13 protein-coding genes and 1 pseudogene are annotated in these 18,016 nt (G+C 57.3%); 8 read left to right on the plus strand and 6 right to left on the minus strand.

Annotation, left to right across the window (positions count from 1 at the left end; genetic code table 11):
• Positions 1 to 211 precede the first annotated feature (211 nt).
• Positions 212 to 703, plus strand: coding sequence for a hypothetical protein (locus tag USDA257_RS15600; protein ID WP_014763939.1), 492 nt, complete (start codon positions 212 to 214; stop codon positions 701 to 703).
• 116 nt (positions 704 to 819) lie between these two features.
• Here USDA257_RS15600 and USDA257_RS15605 read toward each other — a convergent pair whose 3' ends face one another.
• From USDA257_RS15605 to USDA257_RS15610, 3 genes are read right to left on the minus strand one after another with little or no spacing between them, the layout of a single operon-like run.
• Positions 820 to 2,652 (minus strand): carbamoyltransferase family protein, encoded by a 1,833-nt coding sequence (locus USDA257_RS15605; protein ID WP_014763940.1) that lies wholly within the window; start codon positions 2,650 to 2,652, stop codon positions 820 to 822.
• A gap of 12 nt (positions 2,653 to 2,664) precedes the next feature.
• Positions 2,665 to 2,814: a DUF5989 family protein gene (locus USDA257_RS37155; protein ID WP_014763941.1), complete on the minus strand. Its 150-nt coding sequence runs from the start codon at positions 2,812 to 2,814 to the stop codon at positions 2,665 to 2,667.
• A gap of 60 nt (positions 2,815 to 2,874) precedes the next feature.
• Positions 2,875 to 3,306 (minus strand): hypothetical protein, encoded by a 432-nt coding sequence (locus USDA257_RS15610; protein WP_014763942.1) that lies wholly within the window; start codon positions 3,304 to 3,306, stop codon positions 2,875 to 2,877.
• Between the two features lie 429 nt (positions 3,307 to 3,735).
• On the opposite strand from USDA257_RS15610, the gene USDA257_RS15615 reads away from it, so the two are divergent.
• On the plus strand, positions 3,736 to 5,067 hold the full coding sequence (locus tag USDA257_RS15615; protein WP_014763943.1) for an SGNH/GDSL hydrolase family protein: 1,332 nt from the start codon (positions 3,736 to 3,738) through the stop codon (positions 5,065 to 5,067).
• A gap of 40 nt (positions 5,068 to 5,107) precedes the next feature.
• Here the strand turns inward: USDA257_RS15615 and USDA257_RS15620 are convergent, their stop codons facing one another.
• The 3 genes from USDA257_RS15620 to USDA257_RS15630 all read right to left on the minus strand — a co-directional run bounded on the left by USDA257_RS15620 (position 5,108) and on the right by USDA257_RS15630 (position 8,832).
• Positions 5,108 to 5,788, minus strand: coding sequence for a response regulator transcription factor (locus USDA257_RS15620; RefSeq protein WP_014763944.1), 681 nt, complete (start codon positions 5,786 to 5,788; stop codon positions 5,108 to 5,110).
• The gene (locus tag USDA257_RS15625) at positions 5,749 to 7,509 is read right to left on the minus strand and encodes a sensor histidine kinase (RefSeq protein ID WP_014763945.1); all 1,761 of its coding nucleotides are present in this window, start codon (positions 7,507 to 7,509) and stop codon (positions 5,749 to 5,751) included. The genes USDA257_RS15620 and USDA257_RS15625 overlap by 40 nt, the downstream gene beginning before the upstream one ends.
• Before the next feature lie 408 nt (positions 7,510 to 7,917).
• A complete protein-coding gene (locus USDA257_RS15630) occupies positions 7,918 to 8,832 on the minus strand; it encodes a methionyl-tRNA formyltransferase (protein ID WP_014763946.1) in 915 nt (304 codons plus the stop codon).
• Positions 8,833 to 9,249: 417 nt separating this feature from the next.
• Between USDA257_RS15630 and USDA257_RS15635 the strand changes: the two genes are divergently transcribed.
• The 6 genes and pseudogenes from USDA257_RS15635 (at position 9,250) to USDA257_RS15660 (ending at position 17,922) form a co-directional block, all read left to right on the plus strand.
• Positions 9,250 to 11,250: a polysaccharide biosynthesis tyrosine autokinase gene (locus USDA257_RS15635; RefSeq protein ID WP_041415312.1), complete on the plus strand. Its 2,001-nt coding sequence runs from the start codon at positions 9,250 to 9,252 to the stop codon at positions 11,248 to 11,250.
• Positions 11,251 to 11,340: 90 nt separating this feature from the next.
• Complete coding sequence (locus USDA257_RS15640; RefSeq protein ID WP_014763949.1) at positions 11,341 to 12,546, plus strand: glycosyltransferase family 4 protein; 1,206 nt, start codon at positions 11,341 to 11,343, stop codon at positions 12,544 to 12,546.
• Positions 12,547 to 12,673: 127 nt separating this feature from the next.
• Positions 12,674 to 13,989 (plus strand): annotated as a pseudogene (locus USDA257_RS15645) (O-antigen ligase family protein).
• Positions 13,990 to 14,403: 414 nt separating this feature from the next.
• Positions 14,404 to 15,330 (plus strand): sulfotransferase family protein, encoded by a 927-nt coding sequence (locus USDA257_RS15650; RefSeq protein ID WP_014763951.1) that lies wholly within the window; start codon positions 14,404 to 14,406, stop codon positions 15,328 to 15,330.
• Between the two features lie 104 nt (positions 15,331 to 15,434).
• Complete coding sequence (locus USDA257_RS15655) at positions 15,435 to 16,841, plus strand: pectate lyase (protein WP_370057251.1); 1,407 nt, start codon at positions 15,435 to 15,437, stop codon at positions 16,839 to 16,841.
• 187 nt (positions 16,842 to 17,028) lie between these two features.
• Positions 17,029 to 17,922, plus strand: a complete 894-nt coding sequence (locus tag USDA257_RS15660; RefSeq protein WP_014763953.1) for a hypothetical protein — start codon at positions 17,029 to 17,031, stop codon at positions 17,920 to 17,922.
• Positions 17,923 to 18,016: the final 94 nt, after the last annotated feature.

Below are 18,016 nucleotides of genomic sequence, written 5' to 3' on the forward strand. Positions count from 1 at the left end.
TGGTCGCGAGATGAGCAGGGCACACAGCTCAACGAGGCTATATATCCAAAGGCATATGGTGCAACGTGGATGAAGAAGATAGTCTGTGCGCCGTACTTGAAGCTTAGACATTCAAGCTTTCGATGAAATTGTAATCGATCACGCGCCATCTGGCGCATCGCCATAATGATAGTGGCGTCAGCCCCTCTTTTTCACCGAGGTGGGGGGAATCATGCAAGCACGAAGCGTTATCGAGATTGCTGAGTCTGGCGGGCGGCTGCCCACTGAACTGATCGTGGTCGGGTATTGGGCAAGCCAGGCTGGCGTCGTGGTCTATGTTCTCAATGGCGTCACCCCCCACGCGATCAATTTGGTTCTGGACCCGATCGTGACAACGCTGCCGTTGCAGATCCCTGGCGTGCTTTATGTCAGCATCAACGACACGGCGCGCGTATGCGAGGCTGTCCGATGCGCCGAGGAGATTTATGCCGCGACCAGGGTCTTCCGTCGGCAGACAGCTGACTACGGCATCGCACCGAGCCTCATCCGGTCTGTCGCCGCCGCCATTCCAAGACTGGAAAGCCGCACTCTACTGTCCGAAAGAGACGCGCGCGCGCCAAAGCTCGCGAGGCCCCATGTTGTCATGCCTTTCCCGGCGATGAACCGGGTCCACTGGGCTGCGACGGACACGACCGGTAAGCATCCGGCAAAGGCCGCGGTCTGAAGGACTTTCAGATTTTTCGACGGCATGTTTCACCGCCCTCGACATGGGCGAAGGCGACAAGGGCGAACGCGATCTGCGCTCGGCGTGATCACGTCGCCCTTTTTAGGCGGCATGCATTAGTCGAGCTCAAATTGCTCTTTGTAGTCCCGCCGCAGGTGTGACGGCTGATCTTCTTTCCTCAGAAAGCAGTTGCCGACGACAAGACATTCGATCTCGGTGCCCATGAAACAGTGGAACGCATCCTCCGGGGTGCAGACGATCGGCTCACCGCGGACGTTGAAGCTGGTATTGACCAGTACGGGACAGCCGGTTCGCTCCTTGAACGCGCTCAGCAGCTCCCAATAACGCGGATTGGTATCGTGATGCACCGTCTGCACGCGGGCCGAATAATCGACATGGGTGACCGCCGGGATCTCCGATCGTGGGACGTTCAGGCGGTCTATGCCGAACAATGCAGCCTCGCCGGGACCAAGGGGCAATTTCCGCCGGTCGAGCACATCGGCCACGAGCAGCATGTAAGGACTGTCGCTGTCGATATCGAACCACTCCGCCACGTCCTCGCGCCGGACCGAGGGAGCAAAGGGACGGAAGCTTTCCCGGTATTTGACCTTGAGATTGAGCGTCTTTTGCATCGTCGGCGAGCGCGGATCACCCAGGATCGACCTTCCGCCCAGGGCCCGCGGACCGAACTCCATGCGCCCCTGCATCCATCCGACCGCCTTGTCGTCTACCAACGCGTCGACGGTGCGCGCGATCAACACGTCGTCGTCCAGGACGGTGTAAACCGCGCCGGTGGCCGTCAGCCGCTTCTCGATCTCGCGTTGTTCGAAGGCTGGACCGAGATAGGCGCCGGCCATGCGGTCCCGTCCGTCGAGAATGCGGGTGTTTCCGAGATAGCCGTGCCAAGCCGCCAGGGCCGCACCCACCGCGCCACCTGCATCGCCGGCCGCTGGCTGGATCCAGATGTCGTCGAAAATCCGCTTGTTGAGCAGCTTGCCGTTCGCGACGCAGTTCAAGGCGACGCCGCCGGCGAGACAAAGGTGACGCTCGCCGGTTTCCTGACGGCAAAAACGGGCAAGTTTCAAAACGACCTCTTCGGTGACCGCCTGTATCGAAGCGGCGAGATCCATCTCGCGCCGGGTCAGGGGCGATTCCGGCTTTCGAGGCCCGGCGCCGAACAGTTGATGAAAGGCCGGGGACGTCATGGTGAGACCGGCGCAGTAGTCGAAGTAGCGCTGATCGAGACGGAACGAGCCATCCTCCTTCAGGTCGATCAGATGATCCAGTATTTTCTGCGCGAACTGCGGGCGGCCATAGGGAGCCAAGCCCATCACTTTATACTCTCCGGAATTGACCTTGAATCCGGTGTAGTAGGTGAACGCGGAATAAAGCAACCCTAGGGAATGCGGGAAGCGAATCTCCTTGAGTATCTGGAGGTCGTTGTCGCGGCCATGGCCGAGCGACGTCGTGCACCATTCCCCGACCCCGTCCATCGTCAACACCGCGGCGCTCGGGAAGGGCGACGGAAAAAACGCGCTTGCCGCATGCGCCAGATGATGCTCGGTGAACAGGAGCGAACCGGACCATTCCTTCGATCCGGCAAGCTTTCCCAACTGCCTGCGCAACAGTTTCTTTTGAAACAGTTTTTCCTTGATCCAGAGCGGCATCGCCATCCTGAAGGAGCGGAAACCGCGCGGACTTGTCGCAAGATAGGTCTCCAGCAACCGCTCGAACTTCAGGAACGGCTTGTCGTAGAAGACGACATGATCGACGTCGACCATGTCGCATTCGGCCGCAGCTAGGCAATAGGCGATGGCGTTCGCCGGAAACGCGGCGTCGTGTTTCTTGCGAGTGAACCGCTCTTCCTGCGCGGCAGCAACGATGCGCCCATCCTCGATCATCGCAGCCGCGCTGTCGTGGTAAAATGCCGAGATACCGAGAATACGCATGGATGGCCCGGCTCAGAACAGGGTATAGATGAACGGCGCCACCGCGGTACCCTGCGTCAGCACGATCAATCCGCCAAAGACGCCAAGTATTATGAAGATCGGCAGGAGCCAGAACTTCTTGCGGATGCCCATATAGGCCCAGAGTTCACGTACCAGTTCCATATTGCATTTCCTCCACTCAAGAACTCGACAACGGTTTTGGCGCTTCAGAACTGCTTGCGTTCAGAATTGATTGCGCATCGTAGTCGGATCCGGTTCATGTGGTGACCGCTTGTTCCAGTAAGTGTCGACGCTTTTGTCGAATGAGGCGGCGAGCGGATCGTAGCCGCGCAGCCTCAAGAAGAGTCCGATCGGCACGAAGGCCACCGCATAAATCAGCAGCATCACCACGGGATTGACGATCTTGAAGAGCAACAGACCGAGCTTGGTCCATAGCCGGTTTGGCAAGGCAAGCCAGTCGGGCAAGGCGAACGCCAAGAGGACGAGGACACCGCCAATAATCGCAAGTCCTGTTGAGATCGGGGTCAGCTGGCCGCTGATAAGCCACCTCACGAGGACAAAAGCGAGGAGGATGCCGCCGACCGTATAGCCGAAACTGCGGTTCGACGGCCCCTCCAAGGAGTGCTCGGGAAAAGATTCGTGCGACTGGTTCATTGTGCACTTCCTCAGCGGTCAGTGCTAATCCTTGCAATACGGTATGCGCGAAATGCAGTCGCGCTTGCTTGAAAGGAATAATCGAGACGGATGGTATAGAACTAGCGGTGACCGATCCGGTCAATATGCCATTAGATATAGACGGCCGAGAACGCGTGCTTGCGGTTGAAATAAATGGCCGCTTCAATCGGGCCGTCAAGCAAGCCGGGAGTTTTTTTGGGGAGACTCGATCGGCAAAACTCCTTATATTCCGCGCTGCAAAATGCTGCCCATAAGTTCTGTTCTCAATCCATTTGTGTGAATTCAAGTGCAAGAGAAAAGACTCTTATCAGCCAAAGCCGGTGAAACAGACAAGTCTGAATCGGCCGCTTGAACGAGCGGTCCGCAAGCGCTCGTCTTGCTGAACGGTTTGCTAGAGGACAAGAGGTCATGACAAAGCGGCATCTTGGGCTTTTGGTCTGCGCAGTCCCTGGGCTGTACCTTTTATTAAGCCCCATTTACGCTCTGCTGCATTACCAATTGTTCGCAGCCGAAACCCCGCATTTCATCCGCTACGTGCTTATCCCAGGCCTGCTGGGCGCAGCCATCATTGCCATCGGCTTGCTTGCGAAGCCGCGCTTTTCCGCAGTTGTCGGCATCTGTGCCTCGAGCGTGTTGCTCGCCCTCTTCATCTTTGAGGCGATGCACACGGTTTCGGTCGTGTCAGTCCGGTTGGAAATGCTCGGCCAGCTCAGCGAGGCGCAGGCCGAAATGCTCAGGCGCAACAAGAACATTGTTCCTGGCTTCACACTTCGGAGCCTGAACCGGCTTTCCGGCACCGACGAGCTCCCCGAGGCGCTGCTGTCGGGTTTTCCGTCGACGCAAGTGGTGCTGTGCACGTCCAAGGGCGGCATCGTCAGCTACACGGCGGACCGGTACGGCTTCAATAATCCCGACGATGTGTATGACCGCCAACTGGATTTGATGCTCCTCGGAGACTCGTTCGTCGAAGGCTTCTGCCTGCCTCCGGGCGAGGACCTTGCATCGAGCGTGCGGGCGGGCGGCGCTACCACCGCGAGTATAGGCATTCGAGGAAATGGTCCCCTGGTCGAACTCGCAATGCTCGGTCGTTTCGGTGAAGTTTTGCGTCCCCGTCATGTGATGATGGTCTTCGTTGAAGGCAACGACTGGGAGAATCTGGAGCGCGAACTCGCAGTGCCCTGGCTTCGGGAGGCGCTTTCGCCGGATGCGAACTACGGTTTGCAGTCGACCGCGCAGGCAACCATGCGCGAGGCTCGGAGCATTTTGGCGGAGCGAAAAAATACGCCGGTGACGAGTATCGACCTGCTCACGAGAACATCCTTGTTGCGCAATTTCGTCGCCCTGCAGCAAACCCTCGCGAGACTGGGGTTGGTGTATCCGAAGATTGCTGGCAGCAAGCCGGAGTTCAGAAAGATCCTGCACCGCGCGAAAGAACTGGCCACGAGCTGGGGCGGCACGTTTACACTGGTCTACGTACCGAGGATGGACCGTTTTATCGGACCGCTCTCATCGGATCAGCCCTTTGACCCGCTGAGGAGGAGGGTTCTCGATGCTGCCGCGGCAGAGGGGATCCCCGTCATTGATCTTCATGCGACTATACGCGCTCAAGGCGAGCCTCTTCTTCTGTATGCGCCCGACGCTCATTTCAGTCGTGCCGGGGCCAAAATCGTTGCGAACGAAATCCTCCGCTCGATAGCGGCGAAGGAGACTGACATTCCGATAACCGCAGAGAACAAATGATCGGCAAACTGCGGCGCAGCGTGCCAGCCGCCCGTGATGATCAATTCGAACCAAGCTGTAGCCGCTGGGAAATATTCGCGAGCTCCACGCGAGTCGTGATGTTGAGCTTGCTGTAGACACTGTGAAGGTGGAGCTTGACGGTGCCGGGGGTTATTCCGAGCCGCGCGGCTATTTCCCGACTGCGTAAACCTTCGGCTGCGAGGCCGGAGATCTCAAGCTCGCGCGGCGTCAACTTCTGCATGACCGAGCGACGTTCGACATCGCGTTCGCGGATACGATCAATCGCGGCACTCAAACTTTGATCCACCAAATAGGTGCGGCCTCCCATTACCGCCTGAATGCATTCGATAAGGGCGCTCGGCGCCTGTTCCTTGAGGACAACGCCGCGCACACCATTGCGCATCGCCTCGGCAAGTTCTTCATCGCTAATATCAGCGGTGAGAATGACGCAAGCCAGCTCCGGCCGATCGCCGTGGAGGCGACGAACGAGGTCCAGTCCGGTCATTTCCGGCATCCGCAGATCGAGGACGACGACATCGACGGGCTCGCTCGAAACAACATCGATCGCCTCGGCGGCAGTACTGCATTTAGCAATCACCTGCCAATCGGACTCAGCCGCAATCAAAAGGCATAGCGCATCCAGGACTATCAGGTGATCATCGACGATCACGATACGCGGGCTCATGGATGAGCCGGGATCTTGATGGTTATCCGCGTCCATTGCTCCACCTTGTCGATCGAGAGCTCCCCGCCCCACGTGGACACGCGTTCACGCAGACTTCGCGGACCCACCTTGCTGCTCTCCAGCTCGGAATGCTCGAGCCGCCGGTCAAAGCCGAAGCCCGTTCCGTCGTCGTCCACGGTCAGGATCACCGTGGCGCCGTCGAGCCGGAGCCGGGCCTCGACCGTTCGCGCTTGCCCATGACGTGCGGCGTTGGCGGTTGCCTCCGCGATCATCCGCGCCAGCTCGTCGATGATCCCCGCCGGCAACCAAAGATCTTCTGGATCCAGAACGAAGCGAAAGTCGATCGACCATTGCTGCCGCAAACGCTCGGCCAGGGCTTCCAATCGCAGCGCCAGTTGAGAGTCGCCGGCGTGGCGATGGTCGGATCCCGGTTCAAGCGCGCGAATGAGGGCGCGGAGGTCTCTTTGTTCCTCGAAAAGCGTGGCTTGGATAGCCATCAGACGTCTGTCGATCTCGTCAGGCGCGGCCTTTGACGAGCGCAAGGCTTGTAGTTGCAGGGCCGTTCCTGCCAGCGTTTGCAGCACGCCATCGTGTATATCCCGCCCAATTTTGATGCGCTCCTCAAGGGCGGCTGCATCGCTGAGACGGCGCAGCAAGATCGATTGCTCGAAGAGTGTCTTCAATCGGTCGGCGACAATCTCCGCCATGGCGACGTCATCCAGTGTCGGGGCCGGCGGATCGAGAAGGAACAGGCGCGCCTCGACATCGTTCGCGTGGAACTGCACCGAGATTGCCGACGCGATCGAGAAATCGGCGACAAGCGCCGGAGAAATTGGCAACTTGTCTCCGCGCCATCGGTCGAAGCGTCCCTCGCCGCGATGAATGAGGGCTCGGGAGCGCTTTGCGTCGATGATCAGAAGACTGGCATGCTGCAGCACTTCCGGTGTCCACGGCAGATATGCGGCCGGCGACAAATGCCTGACCTCATATGCGCCGTTCTTCCATATAGCGAGGTTGGTCCAAGGTTCGTCACCGTCACTCCAGATCAGCAGCGCTCGGTACACGCGCATCATCTGCGCTGCATAATCCAACGCCGCTTCGGCCGGCCAATCGCGCCCCTCGGGCGCCGAAGGCGTCCGCTCGACCAATCGCAACAAATGGGAGCGCACCGCCTCCTGGTGAGTCCCCAGCCATGTGAGAAGAATCGTCGCCGTCAGCAAGGAGAGAATGAACGACAGGGCGACCGCCGCGTCCACGTCCGAATTAAACGGCCAGCCGGTATTCGAAAGCGCCAAGTATGCCAGGACCGCAATCCCAATGGAACCGGTCCACAGGGCACCGCGCCAGAGCCAGTGCAGCGTCGCTGTCAGCTGGACAAATGGCATGAGCATGAAGACTGGGCCAGACACACGACCTGTAAGAAACGCTAAGGCAATCAAAGTGGCGACGTCGATCATATGCCGAACGAATGTGCCGCGGACCAGATGAACCTGCGCTTTCCAAACGAAAAGGGCCGCGGCGATGGCGTAGACCAGATAAGCGATGAGCAGCCAAAAGGCGAGGTCCGAACGAGGGGGCCGAACGGCGGCATCAAGCCAGGTAATCCAGAGGCTGCCAATCGCCAGAACGATGCGAGCGATGGCGATCACGCCGTCCGAGCGAGCCCGAAATGTGTTGATCCAAGTCTGTCGATTGGTCCCCTTGGCCAACGCATTTTCGCCCTGCACCGTGGAAATTGCGGACGCCCAGGACTTCACCTTCAAGGTCCTTCTTTCAGGCCCACACACCGCTGGCAGGGATTGAACGCGCGCTGCTGGTGGAAGGCCTGCGACAGTCTCATTTCGGCTCCTGTAGCGATAAAATGCACTTACAGAGCTGCGCCAGAGATTGGACGCTTCGCGCAGTGGCAGGCAAGTAATGCCCCGCGTTTCGGCAGAACAGAGGGAATTATGTCGAATTGCGCTCCCAAAGGCCAGATTCGTTGCGGATTTTCTGGCTATGTCCGCCTTCAACGACTGGCAAGCGGCACTTGCACGGTGAAGCGAATAGCCGAAGGCTGACACTTGCTCGAAGATGCCAGTGTTGGAGAGGCACTCCGATGAGTGTCACCGGCCAGTTGCCGGCGGTCACTAGGAGGGACGGAGTTCTGCCCCACTCACCGTCATCTAAGGCGCATGTCGATCGAACTTGCCGTGTACCGGCGGACGCCGGCCAGTGGGCGAGGCCCAGGCGAGCACATCGATACACTCACCGTCGCCACATAGAACGACGAAGCCGCGTTTCGAATGGCATTGAACCTGGCCCACCAACCCGATAAAGCGGCCCGAATTTTCGAACTGCACGGCTGCGTCGATACGGATCCTCTCGCCGGCATAAATGGAAAATGCGCCGGGGTAAGGGGCGCCGACTGCACGGATCAGCCGGAGCACCGAGCCGGCAGAAGCATTCCAGTCGATCAGGCCGTCTTCGGCGGTTCGCTTCGCACAATAGCTCGCCTGGCCATGATCCTGCTCTATCCGTGGCGGGTTATCCGTCTCAACGAGCGTAGCCGCCTCAGCCACCATCTCGCTCAGATTCGTTGTGTGCTTTGCATAGAGGCTCCCAGCGGTTTCGTCGTCCGCGACGGTGAACAGCCGCTGAAGCAGGATGGGGCCGGAGTCGATACCCTCATCCAACCAAAACAATGTTGATCCGGTCTCATGTTCGTCGCGTATTATCGTCCAGGGAATGACCGCACGACCACGCAAATGCGGCAAGGCGGCCGGGTGGAAGCCGATCGTGCCCAGGCGTGCGACATCTCGAAATGGCTGCCGGCAGACTTGCGACCAGCCAATGACAAACGTCAGGTCTGGCTCAACCGACGCCATCGCCTCCAGCACGACAGGGTGATTGATGTCTGTTGTGTAGCAAACGGCACATCCGGCGGTGCGCCCCACGACTGCTACATCGGCATAGTCGGAGTGGCGTCCGGCCAACTCGGGTGGCAGGGTAATAACCAGTGCAGGAGCGCGCCCCGTCTTTACGAGAGCTTCCAGAGCGATTTTGGAGCTCTCAACGGCGCCGACGAAAACGATACGCATGATCTAGCAACGGCCGAACTATTGAAAAGCGCGGGATGTCCTGCGCCGAAGGGCAAACGATGTGATGCAATGCGGGCTGCATTGAACACAATAATGACCACGGTGTCCAGCGCAGGAACAGCCAGTTTGAAGGCCGTATTCGAGAGGCCGCTGCCGCCCTTGCCCTGCATGCGCAATGGCGTTTTCCGAAACCTAATGATCCCTGGCAACGATTTCCGCGCCCGCTTCGAACGCCCGTGCCCCAACAAATTCTGCCCTCGCCTCTTCGGCAAGAAATAAAAAAGATGAGGCTATTGAATGAGTTACGCCTAATTCCGCCAAACTACAGGTGGCGACGGCGATACTAAATTATTGCGCCTTACTAAACATTTCACTAATCTAACCAGATAGAGAAAATTGCTGCTTTAGATGGTTTCCATGACGACATTCGTTTCTGATGGCAGCCTATCTGCTCGCGATCACTACCGAGAAAGCGTCGAACTTGCGGTCCAGCGCGAGGGGAATTCGGTAGGTCTGCTGGATGCCTGGGCCTTGATCAGACGGCGCATGCGGCTCCTTGCGTCAGTGATTGTCGGGTGCACCTTGCTCTCTGCGATAGCATCGTTCACGCTGCCGAAAACGTACACCGCCATTTCTGAAGTCGTGCTCGAGCGGAAAGATGTTCGACCATTTGCCACTGATGCTTCTTTGACGTCCCTTGACCGCGATCGCTCTGCGGCAGAAACCGAAATGGATGTCTTACAGTCCAGACAGTTTGCTGGCCGCGTGGTGGACAGATTGAATCTCACCGACAACCCGGACTTCAACCCGTATGCTCGCGGGGCCACACAACCGCTATCCATCGGTGGCGAAGCTCTTAGACACTTCCAAAGAATATTCGGAATCGATCGGTCGCCTAAGTCTGTCAGGACGCTGCCGGATCTGAAAGCTCAACGGGACCGAGCAATTTCGTCACTACTGCCCCAGTTCAATGTTAGCCGGACAGGGGAGAGCCTGGCGGTAAAAATTGACGTATCAAATCCGGATCCCAAGCTTGCTCAGAAGATAGCGAATACGATTGCCAACCTGTACGTTGAATCCTCGCTCGAGTTCAAACAGGACGAGCGGATCGCCGACAAGCAACGGGCGCTTAATACGGGCGGCGCTGTAGGGTTCCTTCGGCAAAGCATGACGCAACCGCTTTTGGTCACATTGCGGACCGAAGAGGCCCGATTGCTGCAGAGTAGAGCCGAGATCTCAGCGAAGTTCGGTAAGAACCACCCGCAGATGATTGATGCAGATTCGCAACTGGCTGGCGTGCGCAGGATGATCGAAGATGAGGTTCGTCGTATTTTGCTGGACCTTGAGGCGGAAGCTCTAAAGCCAAGCGCTCGAATTGTATCGGCGGCGGAACTTCCGAATTCACCGTCGTTTCCTCAAGCAAGTATTATTGTTCCGGCGGCATTCGCCGGTTCGACTTTGTTGGCCTTTTTGCTCGCGCTCCTGTTTGAAGCAACTGATACGCGAATCCGCAGCGGACAACGCACCGCGCAACTGCTGCGAATACCCAACTTAGGCTACGTGCCCAAGATTCCGAAGAAGTATATGTCGCACGGCGCTAGGCGTTCGTCATGCATACCAGACTGGAGTAATGTGACATCTGCAGAAGCAGAGCGGTCGATCTATATGGCTTCCCGCTTCTCAGAGGCGAAACAACTGCATCGTGTTGTGATGGTCACGTCTTGTCGTCACAACATTGCGAACGCCTCAACAGCTTGGGGGATTGCAACCGCAGCAGCAGCCGACGGCCGCCCCACCGCTTTCGTGAACCTGGATTTCCATCAACACAGCGTTCCATGTTTGAAAAGTATGGGGCGTTCGCCCGAACTCGTCGAGCGCTATCTCAACAATGAAGCAACGCTATTTGATGTTGTGCAGACGATTCCTGCCTTGCCTGGGTTGGGCTTCATTGACGCGACGCGCGCAATGACGGAGCCGTTCAGATTAGTAGACTCTGACAAGCTATGTGAACTGATCGTAGGGCTCAAGCAGAGCGGGTATGATTTCATTGTGCTTCACGCTCCACCCGTCCTTACCTCGGGGGATGCAACTTGGCTCGCGCCCTTTGTTGACGGGGTCATCCTCATGGTTTCTTGGGGCGAAACAACCGAGGACCAATTGTTGGCAGGTGTTTCGCAGCTCCGGATGAACCATGCGCCCCTGATCGGCACTGCAATTAACCAAGTTAATCCTGAAGTTCATAAACGCCACCGCTACGGGGGGTATGTGATAACCTCAAAACGCGTCCCGGCCGGTGGCTGGATCAGGAGCCATTCCCGCGGCAATGGTGCGATCGCCGACCGCCTGACCAAAGAAACGAACACCGCGCCCGTGCTTTCGGCGAGAGCGGCACCCACTTCTTCGTCGAACGTCGTGTAGTTCTGGCTTCCCAAAGTTGGTCGATGGGTTGCTTACATCGAGCAAAGCTCGCCGGTCGGAAGCGATCGTTTGCCAGGGAGAGCATTCAACATGAGCAACGGGGAGCAGCGGATCGTGTGCTTTCCTTTCATAGGGGATTTTATCGGTGGAAGCCATCTGTCTGCCCTCGGACTGATACGAAATCTTCCCAAGTCGGTTTTCGCGCCCTTGGTTGTCCTTCATGACACCGAGGGACCGGTAGCAGAGCTGTTTCGCCGAGAAGGTATCGACTTTGAACCAGCGCCCGTCTTAAACCGCCTAGAGCGGGCCGGTGGGCGCAACGGCGCGGCAGCGCTCAATGTCGCCCGAACTCTTCCGGCGCTTGTCAGATATTTGCGAGCCAGGAACGTCGCAATCGTGCACACCAACGACGGTCGCGCACATCTCATGTGGGGTCTGGCAGCGCGACTGGCGGGATCGAAGCACCTCTGGCACCACCGTGGCGACGCGACTTCTTTCGGGTTGCGGCGCATCGCGCCCTGGCTTCCGAACCGTCTCGTGGCCGTTTCGAAATTTGCGTCGCCGCGCCCTGGGTTTTTTTCCGCTGCGGCCAAGTGCAGTGTCGTTCATAGTCCATTCGACGTCATGAAAGCGATAGAGGTCGAGCGTGGTGATAGCCGAAGAAACATCATAGCCACGATCGGATGCTCGCCGGAAACAAGGCTCGTCGGATATGTAGGAACCTTGGTTGATCGCAAGCGGCCAATTCTTTTCGTCGAGGTACTTGCGGCCCTCAAGCGGCTGGAGCCGAATGTCGAATTTGCGGGGCTGTTCCTGGGTAACGCTCTGAACGGGCTTGACGACGCCGCAAGATCGCGCGCTCAAGCTCTCGGAGTCGGCGACCGCATTCATTTCATGGGTTTCCGCTATCCGAGCGAACCTTGGATCGCGGGGCTGGACGCCCTTCTGGTAACCGCGGTGAATGAACCGCTCGGAAGGACGCTTGTTGAAGCAATGCTGCTCGGAACGCCGGTCATCGCCGCAGACTCAGGTGGCAATCCCGAAGTTGTAGAGGACGGCGAAACGGGCATGCTCGTGCGCCCGGACGACCCGGCTGAATTCGCAAGAGCTTGCTTAAAACTGTTCGGCGATTCCAGCTATCTTACGCACATCGTGGAAACGGCTCGTAGCGAAGCACGCGCCCGCTTCAGCATCGAGCGCCACGTGCACGCAATCACGGCGGTCTACGAAGATCTACTACGCACTGGCGATACGACAGCGCCGCGCGTCGTATCAGACGCGCAGAGATCGCTGTAGCACTTTGAATTGCTACATGTTTTTATCCTTAAATCGGCTGCGATTTAAGGAAGCATGCAGTAGGGGTGCTGACCGAGTGCAGGCCCAGACCCGGTGACGGAGTTGCGATATGCGGCGCGAGACGACAGTGTCAGAAATCGGCAAAACAACGACACCTCACAGTCATTCTGACAGCCATCTGCGCACATTGGCCTTGCCTGCAGTCGAGCGTGCTGTCCTATACACAGGCGTGTTTTTAGCGCCCTATGCAACATTACGGTTTTCCGAACTGTTCTTTACGCTCAGCGATTTCTTTTTCTGTCTTAGTTTTCTCTCCTTTTTATGACTGGACGGATTGGCAGTAAGCCGCTCGGCGAAGCAACGCCACTTTGGCTTATCGCGTTCATGCTCTTGTTCGTCGGGCTAATGATTGGCAGCCTCTTGCACAACAGTCCCGAACGGGGGCTGATCGTGACAGCACAGTATTTGTTCGCCTACATATTTCTAATGTTCATTCTGATCCGAGATGAACCTAAGGTAGCGTATCGTCTGGCCGGCATTTTCCTAGTCAGCATGGTTCTCATCGATATTCACGGTATCATTACGTTCTACGCGATTGGCTATGTGCCTGGGGAGGGAAAGGGCGTCGTAACCGGGGGACGGCGTTTGGCCACACTCCTTCGAAACCCGAACTTAGCTGCGGCAATGAATGCATTGACGCTGCCAATTCCGCTCTTTTTGTGGGCGACGGGCCGGATCAAGTCATACGTCGCTTTACCGATAATAGCGGTATTTATAGGTACGGTGATACTTACCAGCTCGAATAGCGGTCTGTTCGTAACATTGCTTTGCTTGGCTGTCTTCACGGCGTTCCTTTCCACGCCTAAGCTGTTGTTGCGTTTGGCGCTTGCCGCCGGCATACTGGCTGCGGTTGTGGCGGGATTTGGAAGCAAGGACCTGTTGCCCAAGACATTTCAAACGCGTGTCTTGGGCGCGCTTTCCTCTGGCGACATATCTGAAGCGGGAACTTTCGTTTCGAGAGCCGCACTTATCGAGGAAGCACTCGATTTGATATCCGAGGAGCAGATTGCGTTTGTGGGATTGGGCGCAGACCAGTTCCGAGAGAGAAGTGTACAAACAGCTCCCGTTCACAATCTTTATCTTCTCCTCTGGGTCGAAGGCGGACTGCTTGCGCTCATGGGCTGGATCATGTTTTCAGCAGTCGGCATGCTGCATGGATTTATGCTCAGAAAGGCTGGAGGAGATAAGAGGGTACTGGCAGCGATGATTACGACCATCGTCGTTTTTCTCACGATCGCTTTATTCAATCCGCATATGTACGCGCGGTATTGGACGATCCCAATTTTCTTGTGCTGCGGACTCGGCCTCGCGCAACTCCGGCAGGCAGCAGACCTTCCTCGGGCGAGTTTGAGCCCGAAGGCTTTGTCGCTCAAGCGCCGCTAAGTTTATTGTGCCACCGCGTGGAGGAAGGGGTAGTGGTTAACATGGCTGGAACGCCTCCACGTGGAATAAATAGTTGAAGAATATTTGAAATGAAGCGCGTTCAAGGCCGAACGACAGTAAAGCTCATCGGATTGCTAATCAGCCGTACATGCACTATCATTATTTCTTTCTTTCATTTGTCTTGTCGAACGAGAGCAGACATTCCCAGCAGGAAGTTGGACGGGGCTGGTCCACGCGGCTCGCGTCCGATTGCTAGTGAGGTTGCGGCTATTTCGTGCCGACCCTTCTAGTGATGGCGCCCGTGGCAACAAGATTGCAGTCGACCCCGCCTGCTGGTGGGGCGTGCGCAGCCGGCCTTGATGCGCGCAAGTAGAATTGAAGGCAAGCTCAAGCGGTCTCAGATGAAGGGCTGTAATGATGACCTCGCAACCCGCTCGTATTGCTTACATCGCAGGTTATGGACGCAGCGGGACCACCATACTCGACATTGCGTTGGGCCAGCACGATGCCGTGTTAGGGGCGGGTGAGATAACGTCGCTCACACGGCATGTTTGGCGTCACAACGAATATTGTGCATGCGGCAATCCTATTCGGGACTGCAGCTTCTGGAGCACCGTTTGCCAAGAATGGTTTGCGAATTCGGACTCGAGACTTATGTCAGAGTATTGCGCCCTTCAAGCAAAATTCGAGGGCCTGTCGGTACTTGCAAAAGTGTTCTCCGGGCTGGGCCTGGGAAAGCAATTTGCACCGTATGCCCTTCACACAGAGCGTCTGATGAACACGATGCTGTCCTGTTCCGGTAAACAAGTAATCGTCGATTCTTCGAAATTGCCGGGAAGGGCGATGGCGCTTGCTCAAATACCGGGAATAGACATGCGTGTCATCCACATGGTGCGTGACGGGCGCGGAGTAGCCTGGTCATTGCTGAAACCCTATGCGCGTGACGCGAACTCGGGACTGCAAAAGGAGATCCGGCCAAAATCGGTGTTTAGAACGGCGTTGCGGTGGAGCATAGTCAATCTCGCGGTCGAGTACCTCTCGCGAAAACTGGGCCCTGATAAAGTACTGCGTGTGAGGTATGAGGATTTCGTGTCAGACCCCGTCGCTACCATGCAGCAAATCGGGGTGTTTCTCGAGCTTGACCTCCACCAAATCGGCTCTTCTCTGCAGAATGGCGATTCTGTCGGTCCCGGGCACCAAGTCGCAGGGAACCGGCTGCGGATGGCGGGATCTGTCGCACTCACGAGAGACGAGTCGTGGCGGGCCCGGATGCCGGCCGGTCAGCAGATCTCCTTCGAGCGGTTGTGCGGCTGGATGCTCAGACGCTACGGCTATCTTTAAGCATCGCCCGCAAGAGCGAGGGAAAACTTATGCTGGCTGCGCGTTCAACTGTTTCGCGAATATCCCGACACTGGCACAGCCCCGACTTTGTCGTGGCTCCGCTGATGCTGGCAGGGCTACTCCTTGGATTGTGGACCGGGCCTGTGCGGGAGGCCGAGGCTGCAACGGCAGTACAGGAACCGCTTTCACCCAAGCTTCAAGATGGCAGGCAGCGTGCCTTTCCTACGGCCGAAGGCTTCGGCGCCGGTTCCGTTGGAGGCCGAGGCGGCAAGGTGATCTATGTCGTTAACACGAACGAGTCGGGCCCAGGATCTCTGCGTGATTGCGTCGAAGCGTCCGGGCCACGCGTTTGCATTTTCCGCACGGGCGGTACCATAACACTGCGCGAGAAATCGCTCGTGGTCCGAAATCCGTTCTTGACCATTGCCGGGGAGACGGCCCCGGGCGGCGGCGTCGCGATCCGGAACGGTGAGACACAAATTCGTCCTTCAATCGAAATTTGGACCAACGACGTGATCATCAGGCACATTCGCCTCCGTCCAGGGCCGCATGCGCGCAAGGCTTGTTGTTCTGGCGGTCTCGGGATGTACTCCGAGGCGGCAAGAGACATCATGCTTGATCATATCTCCGCCAGCTGGGGATCGGACGAGACGATAGATTCAGAAGATGCCAGAAATTTCACCTGGCAATGGGGAATTGCCAGTGAGCCGCTGTTGAAAGGCGGCCCGGGGAAACAGAATCGTGCACGCAACATGCTGTTCACCAAGGGCGGCAACGTTTCGGTGCACCACTCGCTCTTTGCGTTCGGCAGGTTCAGAAATCCGCAGATAAAAATGAAAACTCCCGGCGCGGTCGCGGATGTCGTGAACAATGTTTTCTTCTCGCCAGCGTGGCAATACGTCGTAAGCTTTGGCGATGAATGGACGCATATTCAGGCCAATGTCGTCGGCAATTACAAGATCGCAGGTCAGAAGTTGCGCAACGACCACATGGTGCATCTTTTCACCGAAAGCGGACTCGGGCACTCGATCTATGTCAAGGACAACTATGACGAACCCTATCGTACTGAGGCTGGCCAAGATGACAGCTTGGTTCTAGCCGAGGATCAAAGGCGGTTTGTTGTGAAGGCACCGTTTGAGGTGCCGACGATTCGCACTTCCGTGCCCAGGGTCGCTTACGACGAAGTCCTGGCGAATGCCGGTGCCACAAAGCCCGAGCGCGATGCGGTCGACAATCGCATCATTGGGGCCATCAAGAGTCGAAGCGGGCGACTGCTGAAAACGGATCCGCGCGACGTTGGCGGCTGGCCTGATCTTGGTGCTGGAACGCCGTACCAAGACGGGGACATGGACGGCATTTCAGATGATTGGGAGACCAAGAACGGCATCGATCCAATGAAGCCGGATGATGGGCAGCAGGACATGGATGGTGACGGGTGGTCAAACCTCGAAGAGTTTCTCCATTTCATGGCCGGCGATCCCGAAGACGGCGTCCAACTGCCCCAACAATGAGCTGATGCATTCGTTGCCCGAGACTGCAAGGGCACGCACAGCGAACATACCGCAAGCGCACCAAACCGGTGTTGAGGCGCCCGGTGTGCAGGGGCTTGAAAGACCGATGCGCTGGCGCGGGCGAGATGATCGTAGTCAGCGATTCGTGAGGCGGGTTCGTTTGGGTTAACTGGGGGATTGATAGGCCATGATCTTGAGTGCCAGCAAGTTCTATTCATCGGGGATGGATTCGACCGACGTGGCGTTGGAATCTGCGTTCTTCGCAAAGCTCAAAATGCGGAACGGCACTTTCAAGTTGACCCAACCGTCGCGCTTTCAAGAACTGGAGGTCGCGTTCCGACCATATGTCGAGGAGCGCGCGAACTCGCTTCGCGAGGTTCTCGACGTGGGAGTTTCCACCGGGCTAACGACCGTGGAGCTCGCCAGATTCCTGACTGATTGTGGAGGTGCTGCCAGCATCGTTGCAACCGATCTTTTCATCGAGGCCCACATCGTCGAACTGGTTCCGGGGTTTAGAGTTTTCTGCGATCCGGAGGGTTGGCCGTTGCAGTATGACGTTCGGGGTATCGCAGTTCGTCCATGGGTCCGAAGACTGGACTACGTGACGCTTGCTTTTATTCCACTCATGTTTGGCCGCAGCGTCCTACGACCTCGCCTGCGCTCGCGCATAGTGGCCGGTATGAGCAGGCCGGTGCAAATGATTACCCGGTCACTGCCATCGAATGGTGAAATCGAATTTGTTGAAGATGACATTATGCGTCGCTCGGAGCGCTTTATCCGCCGGTTCGACATGGTACGCGCCGGCAACATCCTGAATACAGGATACTTTTCTCCGGATCAGATTCATATCGCAATTGAGAACATTTACTCCTATCTCCGCGGTCCCGGCGCCTTGTTCATGATCGCCCGCACCAATCGCGCTCAGGAAAACGCTGGCACCCTGTTTGAGCTAAACGGGAACGGATCGTTTGCCGCATTGGAGCGCGTGGGCGGGGGATCGGAGATCGAAAGGCTCGTGCTGGATTTCCGCGCCCCCGCAACTGTTGACGGCTACCCGGTGAGTTCATTGGTTCATCGATAAGGCGCCAAGAACGTCAGCGAGCGAGCTTTCGGTGGCCGTCTACTGACGCGTCAACTCAAGAGGCATTGTCAACATGGTCGGCTCTCGTTCAGAC

This window comes from Sinorhizobium fredii USDA 257 (assembly GCF_000265205.3).
GTDB lineage: Bacteria > Pseudomonadota > Alphaproteobacteria > Rhizobiales > Rhizobiaceae > Sinorhizobium > Sinorhizobium fredii_B.